Origin of the sequence: Curtobacterium sp. ME-Dv--P-122a (assembly GCF_030209645.1) — a bacterium.
Taxonomy (GTDB): Bacteria; Actinomycetota; Actinomycetes; order Actinomycetales; family Microbacteriaceae; genus Curtobacterium; species Curtobacterium flaccumfaciens.
On sequence record NZ_JARVRO010000013.1, the window covers coordinates 105,288 to 119,708 of the forward strand.

Genomic DNA, 14,421 nt, shown 5'->3' on the forward strand with positions numbered 1-14,421 from the left:
TCGCTTTCTGTGGTGGGTGTCGAGGGAGGGACGAACGGGGGAGCGGGGTCAGGAACGCTTCGCGGCGGCCTTGGCGGCGGTCGCGACGGAGTGCCGCCGGATGGTCTGCGACACGGCGACGGCGACGATGAGCGCGCCGCCGTAGAACAGCTGCTGCACGAAGTTGTCGGCGCCGAGCATCTGCAGGCCGACGACTCCGGAGAACAGGAAGTACACGGCGATGAAGGTGCCGATCGCGTTGAAGCGGCCGGGGACGATCGCGGTCGCGCCGAGGTAGCAGGCGGCGAACGCGGGGAGCAGGAACGACTGTCCGCTCGACGGGTCGGCGCCGCCGAGGGTACCGGCGTAGACGACCCCGGCGACCGCGGCGGTGAGCCCGGCGCCGACGAACGCGCCGACCCGCAGCCGTCGCACGTTCAGCCCGGAGAGTTCGGCGACGGTCCGGCCGGTCCCGACGAACAGGAGCCGCCGGCCGACCGGGGTGGCGCTCAGGACGACCAGGACGACGACGGTGGCGATCAGGCCGTAGACGAACGCGAGCGGCAGCCCGGCCAGGCCGCGCCACCCGACGGTGGCCTGCACGAGCGCCGGGTCGATGCCCGTCACCGACGACGACGCGCTCATCCACTGGATGATCCCGATCATGAACGTCGACGTGCCGAGGGTGACGATGAAGGAGTCGATGCGGAACCCGACGGTGAGCAGGCCGTTGACCAGACCCACGACGACGCCGATGACCAGGCCGGCGGCGATCGCGGGCACGAGCGGGATGCCCATCTTCGCGTTGAGCACGGCGATGGTCATGGCGGAGAGCGACATCGTCGAGGCACCGGAGAGGTCGAACTCGCCCGCGGTGAGCGGGAACAGGAACCCGAGCGCCAGGATGAGCAGCACCGACTGGGACCCGAGGATGTTCTGCAGGTTGCCGAGGGTCGGGTAGGTGTCGGGCAGCGCGATGCTGAACGCGATGACGATGACGAGCCAGGCGCCGAGCAGCGCGTACCGCTCGGTGTGCCCCCACGAGAAGCGGGGACGGGTCGGACGGACGATCGAGGTCTCGAGGACGGGGTCGGCGGTGGTGGACATCAGGCGTTCTCCTTGACTGCGGAGGAGGCATCGGGGGAGGAGGGCACGGCGGGGGACGCCGGGGCGTCGTCGTCGACGAGGCTCGCCACGACGGCAGCCGCGATGACGTCGCGGTCGATGCGGTCGTCGGTCAGCACGTCGTGCACGCGGCCGTGGGCGAGGACGACGACGCGGTCGCACACCTGCGCGAGCTGGTCGTAGTCGGTGGAGGCGCAGACGATCGTGACGCCCTGCTCCGCACTCCGGCGGAGCATCGAGAAGATCGCGGCGCGGGCCCCGACGTCGATGCCCTGGGTCGGTTCCTGCAGCAGCACGAGCCTCGGGTCGTCCTGCATCCACTTGGCCAGGACGGCCTTCTGCTGGTTGCCGCCGGACAGTGTCCCGAACAGGGCGGCCGGGTCGGCGGGCCGGACGTCGTAGTCGCGGACGAGTCCCGCGACGTGGGCGCGTTCCCGCGCGGGCGACAGGCCGAGCAGCCCGCGGAGCTTCCCGAGGACGGGGAGCGTGACGTTCTGCTCGACGGACAGGGTGAGCGCCCCGCCCTCGCGCTTGCGGTCCGCGGGGACGTACACGACGCCGCGGGCGATCGAGGAGCCGGGCGTCACCCGTGCCAGGTCGACCGGCGCGGGCGTCGCCCCGTCGTGCCGCACGGCGAGCGAGCCGGTCGCGGGCCGTGCGCCGTACAGGCCGGGCAGCACGTCCTCGACACCGGAGCCGGCGAGCCCGGTGATGCCGACGACCTCGCCGTCCGCGACGTCGAAGGACAGACCGTCGACGACACCGACCCGGAGGTCCCGCACCGTCACGACGGCGTCGCCGGTGGTCGCCGGGCGCGGAGTCCTGGCAACGGGACCGTCCAGTCCGCGTCCGACGATGAGGGAGACGAGCTCGTCCGCCGTCGTCGTGGCGGTGTCCCGGTGCGCCTGGACCCGGCCGGCCCGCAGGACGGTGACCCGGTCGGCGTGCTGGAGGACCTCGGACATGTCGTGCGACACCAGCAGTGCCGAGGTGCGGCCGTCCGCGACGAGGTCCTTCACGACGCGGAACAGCAGGTCGGCGTCCTCCTTCGGCAGGAAGACCGTCGGCTCGTCGAGCACGATGAGCGCCCGGTCGTCGCCCAGCTCGGCGACGGCCCGCAGGATCGCGACGAGGGCCTTCTGGGTGTCGGTGAGTTCGTCGATCCGTGCTCGTGGGTCGATGTCCACCCCGTACCGCGCGAACAGCTCGGCCGCGGCACGGTGCTCGGCGCCCCAGCGGACGAAGGGTCCGCGCCCGGCCACCACGGTCGCGAGCCGCAGGTTCTCGGTCACGCCGAGCGACGGCACGAGTGCGAGGTCCTGGTGGACGAAGCTGATCCCGACGCGGCGGAAGTACCCGGGAGGCAACGGCAGGGGCAGCCGGGCGCCTCGGACCTCGATCGTCGCGCCCGGTTCCGGCGCGTACGTGCCGGACAGGATCTTGATGAGGGTCGACTTGCCGGAGCCGTTCTCGCCGAGCAGTGCGTGCACCTGGCCCGGCAGGACCTCGAGGTCGACGTCGTCGAGCGCGGTCAGCCCGCCGAAGCGCTTCGTGAGCCCGCTGATCCGCAGGACCGGCGCGGTGTCCGCGACGGACCCGACGACCGCACCGGACGCGGTGTCCGCACCGGACCCGACGACCGCAGCCGACGATGCGGAGCCGAGCCGTGCCTCCCGGGTGGCGGTCACTCGGCCGCGCCCCAGATCGCTTCGTACCCGGTCTTGTACGCGTCGCCGTAGCCCTTGCTCGGCGCCGGCGGCGTGCCGGTCTCGTCGACGTTGTCCTTCGTGAAGACCTTCAGCGGGGTCTTCTCGTCGCCGTCCTCGATGATCGGCGTGCCGGTCAGGACACGGCCGGCCTGGTCGAGCGTCGCGTAGGCGAGCCACTCCATGTTCTCGCCGATGTCCATCGTGAGGACGCTGCCCTCCTGCAGGATCTTCAGCACCGCGGGGGTGCCGTTGTACGAGGAGGTGAAGACCTGGCCGGTCTTGCCGGCAGCGGTCACGCCGGCCTCGACGTACAGCGTCATCGAGTCGTAGACCGGCAGGACGTAGTCGAGGTTCGGGTCGGACTGCACGGCGGACTGCACGGTCGACGAGATCTTCGTCGCCCAGTCGGCGACGGGGACGTTCGTCACCTTCACCTTGCAGCCGTCGCACTGCGCCTCGAACTCGTCCTGCATCGCCTTGACGATGCCGTCGGACGGCGGCACCTCGGACGACGTGATGATGAGGACGTCGCCCTGGCCCTTGGTCTCCTTGATGGCCCAGTCGGCGTTGAGCTTGGCGGCTTCGTGGAACGGGGCGGTCACCTGCGCGGCGACGAGGTCCTGCAGCTGGTCCGGCAGCGCCTGCCCGGTCTGGTAGGTGTGACTGATCAGCACGGGGATCCCCGCTGCCTTCGCACGCTTCAGTGCCGGGACGATCAGTTCGCCGTTGACGCCCTGCGCCAGCACGATGATGTCGGCTCCGCGGCTGATCGCCTGGTCGATGCCGGCGGAGTGCTCGGTGGGAGTGCCCTGGTTCGTGTACTCGATCCACTTCGCGCCGTACTGCTCGGCGACCTTCTCGCCGGCCTCGTCGACCGCGGTGATGAAGGGGACGGCGGACGAGTTCGGGATGTTGAAGATCGTCTTGCCGGCGATCCCCGACATGTCGAAGCGAGCGCCCTCGAAGGTGAACTCGGGGTCGACGCTGGCGGCCTTGATCTGGCTCGTGGCGTGCTCGACACCGGCGGTGTCGTCACCGGAGCTCGTCGACGCGGTCGAGGTGGCGGAGCAGGCGGACAGCAACAGCACGCCGGCGAGTGCGGCGGCGAGGAGCGCGGGACGCGACGGACGCGTTCGGGACGGTGCGGGGGACGACATCGGTCGGGGACCTCCTGGACGGGTGGAGCAGGGAAGGTGCGGGGACGGGGAGCCGGAGCGGGGACGGGGGAGCTGCGGCGGGTACGACGAAGGCCCCGCGGAGCGGGGCAGGACGTGCGGGGAGCCGGACCGGGCGGCGGCGGGGCGGCGGATCGCCGGTGACGCCGGCCGCTGCAGTGGGGCTGATGCGAATGTAACGGCCGCGGGGCACCGGCAGGCGGTCGCCCGGTAACGGTCCTGTTAGGCGTTTGTTTCGCTGGTGTTAGGCCACCTGCGGCGCCCGACGCCGAGGGGCGTCCGCCCCGCCGATCCGGGGTGGACGACTGCGCCACCGACCCGCGAGCAGGGGCGGATCCGAGCGGTGACGGGCCGGCGACGGCGGGGCGAAACACGCCGGACCCATCCGAGGCGACTTCCGGAAACGGCGCTCTCACAATTCGGTGCGGTCAGCGAGGACCGTGCCTGGCGGAATGGCCGGGAGACCCGGACGCGCAGCCCCGCTGACCGGGACATTCGGGTGCCACGGGGCAGGGCCAGCTGGCGTAACCCACCCGATACCGACGCGGCACGGCGGCGAAACGAAGGAGCGGTGGACTGCACCAAGCACCCACCACCCGCCCACCGACAGGAGCACCCCGATGATCACCACCGTCGTCGCCGGCAACCCCAAGCCGGCCTCACGGACGCTCGACGCCGCGACGGTCGTGCTCGAACGGCTCACCGGCCGCGCCCCCGACCACGTCGTCGACGTCATCGACCTCGGTGCCGGCCTGCTCGGCTGGGGTGGCGCCGCCGTGTCGGACGCCGTCCGGACCGTCGCCGGTTCGGACCTCGTCGTCGTCGCGTCGCCGACGTTCAAGGCGACGTACACCGGCGTGCTCAAGCTGTTCCTCGACCAGTTCGGCACCGGCGACGGACTCGCCGGCGTCGTCGCGGTGCCGCTCATGCTCGGCGCCGGCCCGGCCCATGCCCTCGCCCCCGAGGTCTTCCTCAAGCCGGTGCTGGTCGAACTCGGCGCGACCGTCGTCGCACCCGCCCTGTACCTCAACGACAAGCAGTACTCGGACCCCGCATCGACCGACGTGTGGCTCGCCCGCTGGCAGGACGTCGTCCTCGGCGCGGCCGCCGTCCACCAGGAAGGAACCGCGTCATGATCAGCCCCTACTCCACCGAGGCCCCGGACCTGTCCGCGCTCAAGCAGGCGTTCTCCGGGTTCCCGTGCGGCGTCGCCGCGCTCTCCGCCGTCGTGGACGGCGAACCGAACGTGCTCGTGGCCTCCTCGTTCACGGTCGGCGTCTCGCAGGACCCGCCACTCGTGATGTTCGCGGTGCAGCACACGTCGACCACGTGGCCGGTGCTGCGGGACGCCGGCACGATCGGTGTCTCGATCCTCGGCGAGGGGCACGCGCAGGTCACCCGACAGCTCGCCTCGCGTGACAAGTCGATCCGCTTCGTCGGTGTCGACACGACGGTCTCCGAGACGGGTGCGGTGTTCCTGCAGGGGGCCCCGATCTGGCTGGAGTGCTCGGTCGAGCACACCTACCCGGCGGGCGACCACGACATCGTGGTGCTCCGGGTGCTCGGACTCATGTCCGACTTCGCGCACAACCCGCTGGTCTGGCACCGGTCCGCCTTCGCGACCCTGACCGCCTGACCGGCGCCGGGCAACGGACTGGAGGCCCGCCCCGCGTGAGCAGATCTGCTCACGCGGGTCGGGCCTCCAGTCCGGGCCTGCCTGGTCTGCTGGGCCCGTCCGGCTGGCGGCGTCAGCCGCGCAGTGCCTCCGACAGCTTCACGCGACTGCCGGTGCGGAGTAGTGCGTTCTCGTAGACGCGGGCACCGATGACCACGACCGCGACCACCGAAGCGGCGACGATGACGAGCGACAGGATCGGCTCCCACCACTCGGCGGTCCCCAGGAAGATCCGCATCGGCATGCCGATCGGGGCGCTGAACGGCACGTACGACATGATGCCGAGGATCGTCGGGTTGTCGTACGCGACGATGATCAGGAAGTACGGGATCATCACGAGCATCATCACCGGCGTGGTGACGCTGCCGACGTCCTCTTGACGGGAGACGAGCACGGCCGCCGCGGCGAACAGCGACGCGAGGAGCACGAACCCGATCGCGAAGAAGCCGATGAACCACAGGATGCTCGGGCCGAGCATCGCGAACATGTTGTCCTGGCCGGTCACCGCCAACGTGACGATGGCGGCGACGGCCACCGCGACGATCTGGGCGAAGGCCATGATGCTGTTGCCGAGGACCTTGCCGGCGAGCAGCGCCCTGGCCGGGATCGCGGACATCAGGATCTCGACCACCCGTGTCGACTTCTCCTCGACGACGCTCTGCGCGATCGACTGGCCGAACGTCACCGCCGACGCGAAGTACACGACGCCGAACGCGATGGCGATGAGGTAGACCAGGCCGCCCGGCAGCGCGTCCGGGTCGAGCAGCTCGATGCGCGGAGTCACGCTCAACGCCGAGACGACCTCGGACGGTGCCTCGTCGAGCCCGACGACCTTGTAGCCGAGCGGGTCGTCCGACGGCACGATCGCCGCGTCGACGTCGCCCTTCGTCACGAGCCGTTCGGCCTCGTCGACCGACGCCGACTCCGTGACGTCCAGCCCGCTCGTGGTCGGCAGCGAGACGCCGTCGACGACCGCGACCGGGGTGGTGTCGTCGGCGGTGGCCTTGCTCACGATCCCGCCGACGACGATCGACGCGACGACCATGCCGATCAGGATGAGCGCCGAGACCACGAAGGCCTTGCTGCGGATGCGTGCCTGGATCTCACGTGCGGAGACGAGCCGCACGGCCTGCACGAAGGAGTTGTTCATCGGACGACCTCCCGGAAGACCTCGCTGAGCCGCGGCACCCGCGGCGAGAACGACCCGACGGTGCCGTGCTGCACGGCACGCTGCAGGACGCGCTGGGCAGTGGCGGCGTCGGCCTCGAAGACCGCGTACCCGCCGTCGAACTCCCGCACGGCCACACCCGGCTCGTCGCGGAGCCAGGCGACGTCCCCGTCGACCAGCAGCTCCCACGCGGCCGGCCCGGCCTGCTTGCGGAGTTCCTCCTGCGGTCCGGCGGCGCGGATCGTGCCACCGGCGATGACGACGACGTCGTCGCACAGCCGCTCGACCACGTCGAGCTGGTGGCTCGAGAACAGCACCGGGACGCCCCGGGCCGCGGTCTCGCGCAGGACACCGAGCACGGTGTCGACGGCCATCGGGTCGAGGCCCGAGAACGGCTCGTCGAGCACGAGCACCTCGGGGTCGTGTGCCAGCGCCGCTGCGATCTGCACGCGCTGCTGGTTGCCGAGCGAGAGCTTCTCGACGGGGTCGCCGGCGTGTGCGGTGAGTTCGAGGCGTTCGAGCAGCTCGCCGGTGCGGGTCGTCGCCGCGCGCTTGTCGACCCCGTGCAGCCGGGCCAGGTAGGTGATCTGCTCGGCCACCGGCATCTTCGGGTACAGGCCGCGTTCCTCGGGCATGTAGCCGAAGCGGCGGCGGTCGGCGGGACGGACCGCGGTGCCGTCGATCGAGACCGAGCCCGCGTCGGCCTGGAGCACGCCGAGCATGATGCGCATGGTGGTGGTCTTGCCGGCACCGTTGCCGCCGACGAAGCCGGTGAGGCGGCCGCTGCCGACCGTGAACCCCACGTCGTCGAGCACCCGGCGGTCGCCGAAGTGCTTGGTCACCCCTTCGATGGTGAGCATGTCGTTCCCCTTCGTCGCGACGCTGGTCGTCGCTGCGTCCGACGCTATTGGCCGGGAGGCACGCCCCGCCTCCGCCGCCAGGCGGGACTTGGGCGGGTGGTCGGCTCCACCGCGTGGGGGAGGAGCGCGCGTCGGTCCGGTGGGCCAGGTTCGCCGGGTCGGCACGGTGCGGGCTTGTTCGGCTCGTGCGGGTTCTGCTCGGCTCGGTCAGCCGGCGACGCCGTGCTCGAACGCCCAGACGACGGCCTGGATCCGGTCGCGCAGTGCGAGTTTCTGCAGCACGTTCGACACGTGGGTCTTCACGGTGGCGTCCCCGACGTAGAGCTCGGCCGCGATCTCCGCGTTGCTCAGGCCCCGGGCGAGGAGCCGCAGCACCTCGGTCTCCCGCTCGGTGAGCCCGGCCACGGCGAGTGCATCGTCGCCCGTCGTCGAAGGTGTCGCGGTCGTGGTGGTCGCCGAGGGCTGCACCGCAGCCGACGCCGTCGCCCGGCTGATCACCCGGCGCGTGACGTCCGGCGCGAGCAGGGCGTCCCCGGCGGCGACGGTCCGCACGGCGTCGATCAGCCGCTCGGGGGAGGCGTTCTTCAGCAGGAACCCGCTCGCTCCCGCCTCGAGCGCTTGGAACAGCGCGTCGTCGCTGTCGAACGTGGTGAGGATGAGCACCGCCGGCGGGTCCGGCAGCGCCGCGATCCGCCGCGCGGCCTCGAGCCCGTCGACGCCCGGCATCTGCACGTCGAGGCACACCACGTCCGGACGGAGCTGCTGCACGGCCTCGACCGCCCCGGCGCCGTCCGCGGCCTCGCCGACCACACGGAACCCGGGCTCGGACTCCAGGATCACGCGGAACCCGGCGCGGACGAGTTCCTGGTCGTCGGCCAGCACGATGGTCAGGTCGTCGGCAGCCATGCCCGCACCAGGTAGCCTCCTCGGGCTCGTGGCCCGATCTCGATCCGTCCGTCCACGGCGGCGACACGTTCCCGCATCCCGACGTGTCCGAGTCCGCTGCCGGAGGTGCTCCGGGCCGCACGGGCACCGAGCCCGTCGTCCGTGACCTCCACCTCGACGCCGTCGTCCAGGTACCGCAGCCGGACGTCGGCGCGGGCGGTCGGGCCGGCGTGCTTGAGGATGTTCGTCACCGCTTCCTGCACGATCCGGTACGCCACCGCGGCCACCGTCGGCGGCACCGGGCGCTCGTCGCCCACGACGACGTACTCGGCGGGGTGGCCAGCCACCCGGGCGGACTCGGCCAGTTCGGCGATCCGCGTGATGCCCTCGGTGCTCGGGCCGTCACCGTGCGGTGTCCCGAGGCCGGACGCGTCGTCGTCCGAGCGCAGGGTGCCGAGCATCCGCCGGAGTTCCTCCACCGCGGTGCGGGCGCTCTCCTCGACCACCCCGAGCGAAGCTGTGGCCTGCGCGGGGTCGCGGTCGATCACGCGCCGTGCAGCACCCGCCTGCACACCCATCAGCGAGACGTGGTGGGCGACCACGTCGTGCAGCTCGCGGGCGATCCGGACCCGCTCGATCGTGACGGCCTGTGCCGCGGACCGCTCCCGCTCGGCGGCGAGTTCGGCGGTGCGTTCGGCGAGCTGGTGCCGTGCGACGGCGGAGACCCAGGCGCGGTTGCCGGCGTACCAGGCGGCGCCGAAGTAGATCACGTTGATGACGATGTTGAGCAGCGAGATCGCGACGTAGGGCGCCACGGGGGAGTCCGTGTCGTTCGGCAGCGCGTTCGGCGACGCCCACCCGAACGAGATCGCGACGAACAGCCACGCGAACATGCCACCGATGACGACCCAGCGCACCGCTTCGGCCCGCACCCGGTCGGAGCACCACGCGCCCACCGTGTACAGCGCGATGAAGAGCGTGAAGTTGACGAGGAAGACCTCGGGCACCTGGAGCAGCTGCGTCGCGGCGAACGCCACCGCCGACACCAGGGCCACCGACATCGGGAACCGTCGGCGGAACGCGATCGGGGCCGCGTTCGCGACGATCATCAGTGCCGAGACCCACCACTCGGCCTGGTCGTCACCGTACGTACCGGCCGACCCGTACAGGAACGTCGTGACGGCGAGCCCGCCGGCCAGCACCACGGCGAGCACCGTGTCCTGCCGGTACTCGTGCCGCCCCACCGGCAGTCGCGACCACTCCGCCGTCGTCCCCACTCGCGAAACGCTAGCGGAATCCCGGTGCGATGTCGCCACCACGCTGGACTGCTCGGCGTCCGCTCGCTTCACGGTGCGGCGGTCACCCGGCGGGCTCGGCGATCGCCCGGATGACGGCGAAGTGCCGCTCGAACGCATCTCGTCCTGCGTCGGTGAGGGCGAGCCAGCTCCTCGTGCTCCGCCCCACGCGGAGTCTGCGGACGCGGAGGAAACCCGCCTCTGCCAGAGTCGCCGCTGCTTGGGACAGCGTTGAGTCGCTGACCTCGAGTGCGTCCCGGACGACACCGAACTCCGCTTCGTCCACCGTCCTGAGCAACGCGAGCAGTGAGAACCGCACCGGCGAGTGGATCCGGTCGTCGAGTTCGTGCCGAGGGTGGGAGCCGCTCGTCATCGACGCCTCGGCCGAGCCTGCACCGCCGCCACGACGAGTGGCGCGGCGACGACGAGCGAGGTCACTCCCCATGCCAGCACCGACGTCGACCCGTCGAGTCCTCGGAGCAGCGCGGCATCGAGCGGAGCGACGGCGAGGACGTAGAGGACACCGGTTGCGACCCAGGCGACGGTCATCAGTCGGTTGCCTCCGCGGGGGACGATCCGCCGGGTACTCGCGACGAGCCACAGCGCGATGACGACGGCCGCGGCGACCGCGAGGACCGGCAGCCGCGGGGCATCCAGCCCCTCGACCACGAACACGAAGGACGCGACCACGGCGGCGCTGCAGAGGAACACCGGTGTCTGCCAACCGCGCCCGTGCCTGAGGCGAGTCCCGGCGGCAGCTCCTCGAGTGGAAGTGTTCATGTTCACAGATGCTAAACGTGAATCTGTCGCATCCGCGGATGTCCCAGCGGAACAGCAGCTTCGCACCGAACGCGTCGGTCGGTGCACGGCAGGAGTAGCCTCCCGCCAACGAGCAGGGGAGACGCCATGCAGTTCCTCGTCAACGTCATCGACGACGGCCAGGCCGCCGCCGTCGGCAACACGTACTCCGCGACCGACGCCGAAGCCGCCGCGGTCGACGCCTTCAACCAACGGATGGCCGACGCGATCGTGTTCGCCGCCGGGGTCTCCGCACCCGCTGACGCCACCGTGGTCGACGCCCGCGGGGGCGCGGCCGACACGGGCACCGGGCCCGCCAGCAACTCCGACGAGTACGTCGCCGGGTTCTGGGTCATGGACCTCCCGGACGCCGAGACGGCGGCCCGGGTGGCGCACCAGGCGTCGCAGGCGTGCAACCGGAAGATCGAGCTCCGCCCGCTGCTCTGACGGCACGGACCCCACCCGGCCGGCGGACCACCGCGGGGACGGCGCTCGCCGCGGTCACACCTGCCCCGACCACGAACGTCGCGACGAACCCGATCGCACCGACGAGCGCTCCGGCACCCGCGGCACCGACGGCCTGCCCGAGCACGAGTGCCACGAACAGCATCGACGTGCCCGCCGACGACCGCTCGGCATCGATCTCGGTCGTCCACGCGATCAGTGCCCCGGTCGCCGCCGTGTAGCCCCAGCCGAACACGGCACACGCCAGCAGCGCCGCGACCGTCGCTTGCGGCAAAGCCCCCAGCACCATGACGGCGACGGCGACCGAACCCGCCGCGACCGACCAGAGCGTCCGGGCGCGCACTCCGTTCGTCCAGCGCGTGGTGACCACGACGGCGGCTCCGCCGATCCCGAGCGCGATCCAGGCCGACACCGAGACGACGACCGACGCACCGGCCTCCACCAGCGCCGAACGTCCGTAGGTCCAGACGACGGCGGACCCGGCCCCGAACAGCAGCGCCAGCACGAGGACCCCTCGGTGCGCCGCGAACCACGGAACACCGGGAAGTGGTGCCCGGGACGCAGCAGCCCCGCCGCGGGACACCACGAGCAGCAGGGCTCCGACGGCCAGGGCGAACACCCCGGACACCGCCCAGGCCGTCCGCCAGTCGGGCAGCAGCGCGAGTGCGAGCACGCCTGCGCCCACGAGCCCGGGGCCGGTGCCGGCGTTCACGATCGCCTGCGCTCGACCGAGCAGCGCCGACGGCACCTGCTCGGCGACGATCCGGACGAGTGCGGGGGACGCGAGTCCGGCGCCCGCCGACGCGAGCACGGCACTGACGCCGAACGCCAGCGAGCCGCCGGCCGTCGCCATGGCGATCGCGCCGACTCCCGCCACCAGGGTCGCGACCGCGACGAGGACCCGGGGCATCCGTGCGGCGAGGAGGAAACCGGCCACCGCACCGACGCAGTACAGCGCCGAGGCGCCCGACGAGACCCACCCGGCGGCGTCTGCCCGGAGCCCCAGGTTGCGCTGCACGTCGGGCAGGAACAGCCCGTAGGCCAGCCGCACCAGCCCGTAGGTGGCGGCGATCAGGCCGAGTCCGCTCACGAGGAGCAGTCGGTGTCGTAACGAAAACGATCGTTTCACTTTTCAGAGCCTAGGGTGCTCTCATGGTGATGCGCCCAGGGACCGAGCAACGGCTGCTCGACGCCGCCGAGGAGCTCTTCTTCTCACAGGGCATCGCCGCCACCCCGATCGACGCGGTCCTCGAACGGGCCGGGGTCTCGACGGCCACGCTGTACCGCGGCTACGCGAGCAAGGAGTCCCTGGTCGCCGCGGCCCTCACCCGTCGCCACGAGGACTGGATCGCCACCTGGGACCGTGCGGTCGCCGCCGAACGGGACGACCTGGGCCGACTCCTGGCGGTGTTCGACGCCCTCGACGACTACCGCTCGACGCCCACGGGCTCCCGTTGGTGCGCCTTCCTCGGCACCGCCGCCGAGTACGCCGACGCCCCCGCCGAGGTCCGGCAGGTCCTGGACCTCGAGACCACCACCTTGCGCCGGCGGCTCGTGGCACGGGCGGTGCCGGTGGTCGGTCCCCGTGCCGAGGTCCTCGCCGACCAGCTGCTGCTCATCGTCTCCGGTTACCTTGCGATGCGGTTGCGCGACCCCGCGCTCGACACGACGACGGCACGGTCCGTCGCCGCGTCCCTCATCCAGGAACACACCCCAGACGGAACGGCGCCCACCACATGACCCGATCGCGCGCTGCCACGATCACCCGCCGTTCCCTGCTGATCGGTGGCACGGGCGTCGTCGCCGCGGGAGCCGTGGCCGAGGGGATCAACCTCGGCCTGCTGCCCGGGCGCTCGACCCTGTACCGGGTCCTCGGTCTGGACGGCGCCGACGGCACGGTCCCCGACGTCGAGCCCGTCCCCACCGTCTCCGGCACCTTCGTGTCGGCAGCGCGGAAGGGCCGCACCGTCGGCTGGACGATCGCGGCACCGGCGTCCGACACTCCCTTGCCGGTGGCGGTCGCCCTGCACGGGTACGGCGACGACCACACCTCGTTCTTCGGACGCAGCCTGGGCTACGACCGGTTCCTCGCAGCGCACGTCGCTGACGGCGGAGCCCCGTTCGCGATCGCCTCGATCGACGGCGGTAACCGCTACTGGCACCGGCGTGCCGACGGCGACGACCCCGCCGCGATGGTCGTCGACGAGTTCCTGCCCCTGATCGCCCACCGCGGCTTCGACACGGACCGCCTCGCCCTGACCGGCTACTCGATGGGTGGCTTCGGAGCGCTCCGGCTCGGCGGGATCCTCGGTGCCTCGCGCGTCCGGGCCGTCTCGGCCATCAGCCCCGCGCTCTGGAAGTCGGCCGCCGACACCGCCCGCGGCGCCTTCGACGACGCCGCCGACTTCCGCGCGAACACCGTCCTCGGGCGGCAGCGCGCCCTCGACGGAGTCGCCGTCCGCGTCGACTGCGGCAACGGTGACGGGTTCGCGCCGGCGGTGCACGCCTACGTCGACGGCTTCGACACGCCTCCGGCCGGGGGCTTCGAACCCGGCGCCCACACGCACGGCTACTGGCGCCGCCTGGCGCCCCAGCAGCTCGCCTTCCTCGGCCGCCACCTCGGTCACTGAGCCGACGAGCGCCCCGACCAGCGCGCCCGAGACGCGCGTCGAGGCGGACGGGAGGCCCGTGGCGGCCCCGCACCGCGCCTCCAGGCCGTCGACCGGTCACCGCAACGGCCCGTGCCGCGTGCCCAGGCGTGCCCAGGCGTGCTCAGGCGCGACCGCGGTTGCGGCGCCGGATCTCCTTCGGAGCCCGCCCGGCCATGAAGGACCGTGCAGGATCGACGAGGAAGCCCTGCCGGAGTGCCTCGCGACCGACGAGCATCCGAAACCCCATCTGGTCCCGGTTGCTCAAGGTGACCTCGGACTCGACGACCTGCCCGGCCAACGCGATCCGCGTGCGGACGACGATGCGCTCCTGGGTGTGCCCGGTCGAGCTGCGGACGATGCGGCGGTCGTGCACGTCGCACTCGATGGTGGAGGCGTCGGCATCGGTGTCCTGCCAGGGGTGCAGCGAGAACCGGACCCGCTCGCCGGGCAGTTCCTCGAGGTCGAAGGCGTGCAACGCGGAGCTCCGGGCGCCGGTGTCGAGCTTCACCTTGATCCACGGCACGCCGAGGTCCGGCAGTCCCGCCCACTCCCGCCACCCGGCGACGACGAGCCCGCTGTCGGAGGACTTCGGAGCTCGGGCCATGTGCCCATCCTGTCGCATGCTCCGTGGCCACG

16 protein-coding genes are annotated in these 14,421 nt (G+C 71.9%); 5 read left to right on the forward strand and 11 right to left on the reverse strand.

Annotated elements, in window-relative coordinates; genetic code table 11:
* Positions 1-48: 48 nt before the first annotated feature.
* Genes QRN49_RS13850 through QRN49_RS13860 form a run of 3 tightly spaced genes read right to left on the reverse strand, consistent with a single transcriptional unit; the run spans position 49 to position 3,970 of the window.
* A complete protein-coding gene (locus QRN49_RS13850) occupies positions 49-1,086 on the reverse strand; it encodes an ABC transporter permease (protein ID WP_284756431.1) in 1,038 nt (345 codons plus the stop codon).
* Positions 1,086-2,792, reverse strand: a complete 1,707-nt coding sequence (locus QRN49_RS13855) for a sugar ABC transporter ATP-binding protein (RefSeq protein ID WP_284756432.1) — start codon at positions 2,790-2,792, stop codon at positions 1,086-1,088. The genes QRN49_RS13850 and QRN49_RS13855 overlap by 1 nt, the downstream gene beginning before the upstream one ends.
* Positions 2,789-3,970: a sugar ABC transporter substrate-binding protein gene (locus QRN49_RS13860; RefSeq protein WP_071405945.1), complete on the reverse strand. Its 1,182-nt coding sequence runs from the start codon at positions 3,968-3,970 to the stop codon at positions 2,789-2,791. The genes QRN49_RS13855 and QRN49_RS13860 overlap by 4 nt, the downstream gene beginning before the upstream one ends.
* A 638-nt stretch (positions 3,971-4,608) precedes the next feature.
* Between QRN49_RS13860 and QRN49_RS13865 the strand changes: the two genes are divergently transcribed.
* Together QRN49_RS13865 and QRN49_RS13870 are read left to right on the forward strand one after the other, a co-directional pair.
* A complete protein-coding gene (locus QRN49_RS13865; protein WP_284756433.1) occupies positions 4,609-5,124 on the forward strand; it encodes an NADPH-dependent FMN reductase in 516 nt (171 codons plus the stop codon).
* A complete protein-coding gene (locus QRN49_RS13870) occupies positions 5,121-5,624 on the forward strand; it encodes a flavin reductase family protein (protein WP_284756434.1) in 504 nt (167 codons plus the stop codon). The genes QRN49_RS13865 and QRN49_RS13870 overlap by 4 nt, the downstream gene beginning before the upstream one ends.
* Positions 5,625-5,736: 112 nt before the next feature.
* Here QRN49_RS13870 and QRN49_RS13875 read toward each other — a convergent pair whose 3' ends face one another.
* The 6 genes from QRN49_RS13875 to QRN49_RS13900 all read right to left on the reverse strand — a co-directional run bounded on the left by QRN49_RS13875 (position 5,737) and on the right by QRN49_RS13900 (position 10,651).
* Complete coding sequence (locus QRN49_RS13875; RefSeq protein WP_111024464.1) at positions 5,737-6,813, reverse strand: ABC transporter permease; 1,077 nt, start codon at positions 6,811-6,813, stop codon at positions 5,737-5,739.
* A complete protein-coding gene (locus QRN49_RS13880; protein WP_027465984.1) occupies positions 6,810-7,691 on the reverse strand; it encodes an ABC transporter ATP-binding protein in 882 nt (293 codons plus the stop codon). Before QRN49_RS13880 ends, QRN49_RS13875 begins: the two co-directional genes overlap by 4 nt.
* Before the next feature lie 207 nt (positions 7,692-7,898).
* Entirely contained in the window at positions 7,899-8,597 is a 699-nt protein-coding gene (locus QRN49_RS13885; protein ID WP_071405949.1) for a response regulator, read from the reverse strand.
* A complete protein-coding gene (locus QRN49_RS13890) occupies positions 8,579-9,853 on the reverse strand; it encodes a sensor histidine kinase (RefSeq protein WP_284756435.1) in 1,275 nt (424 codons plus the stop codon). Before QRN49_RS13890 ends, QRN49_RS13885 begins: the two co-directional genes overlap by 19 nt.
* Positions 9,854-9,935: 82 nt before the next feature.
* A complete protein-coding gene (locus QRN49_RS13895) occupies positions 9,936-10,244 on the reverse strand; it encodes a transcriptional regulator (RefSeq protein ID WP_194654648.1) in 309 nt (102 codons plus the stop codon).
* The gene (locus QRN49_RS13900; protein WP_284756436.1) at positions 10,241-10,651 is read right to left on the reverse strand and encodes a hypothetical protein; all 411 of its coding nucleotides are present in this window, start codon (positions 10,649-10,651) and stop codon (positions 10,241-10,243) included. Before QRN49_RS13900 ends, QRN49_RS13895 begins: the two co-directional genes overlap by 4 nt.
* A 126-nt stretch (positions 10,652-10,777) precedes the next feature.
* Between QRN49_RS13900 and QRN49_RS13905 the strand changes: the two genes are divergently transcribed.
* Positions 10,778-11,116 (forward strand): YciI family protein, encoded by a 339-nt coding sequence (locus QRN49_RS13905; RefSeq protein ID WP_209049265.1) that lies wholly within the window; start codon positions 10,778-10,780, stop codon positions 11,114-11,116.
* On the opposite strand, the gene QRN49_RS13910 is transcribed toward QRN49_RS13905, so the two are convergent.
* Positions 11,022-12,224: an MFS transporter gene (locus QRN49_RS13910; protein ID WP_284756437.1), complete on the reverse strand. Its 1,203-nt coding sequence runs from the start codon at positions 12,222-12,224 to the stop codon at positions 11,022-11,024. The genes QRN49_RS13905 and QRN49_RS13910 overlap by 95 nt on opposite strands.
* Positions 12,225-12,286: 62 nt before the next feature.
* Between QRN49_RS13910 and QRN49_RS13915 the strand changes: the two genes are divergently transcribed.
* The gene (locus QRN49_RS13915; protein WP_194654652.1) at positions 12,287-12,874 is read left to right on the forward strand and encodes a TetR/AcrR family transcriptional regulator; all 588 of its coding nucleotides are present in this window, start codon (positions 12,287-12,289) and stop codon (positions 12,872-12,874) included.
* A complete protein-coding gene (locus QRN49_RS13920) occupies positions 12,871-13,764 on the forward strand; it encodes an alpha/beta hydrolase (protein ID WP_284756438.1) in 894 nt (297 codons plus the stop codon). Before QRN49_RS13915 ends, QRN49_RS13920 begins: the two co-directional genes overlap by 4 nt.
* A gap of 142 nt (positions 13,765-13,906) precedes the next feature.
* Here the strand turns inward: QRN49_RS13920 and QRN49_RS13925 are convergent, their stop codons facing one another.
* Positions 13,907-14,389, reverse strand: coding sequence for an ATP-dependent zinc protease family protein (locus tag QRN49_RS13925; RefSeq protein WP_027465989.1), 483 nt, complete (start codon positions 14,387-14,389; stop codon positions 13,907-13,909).
* Positions 14,390-14,421: the final 32 nt, after the last annotated feature.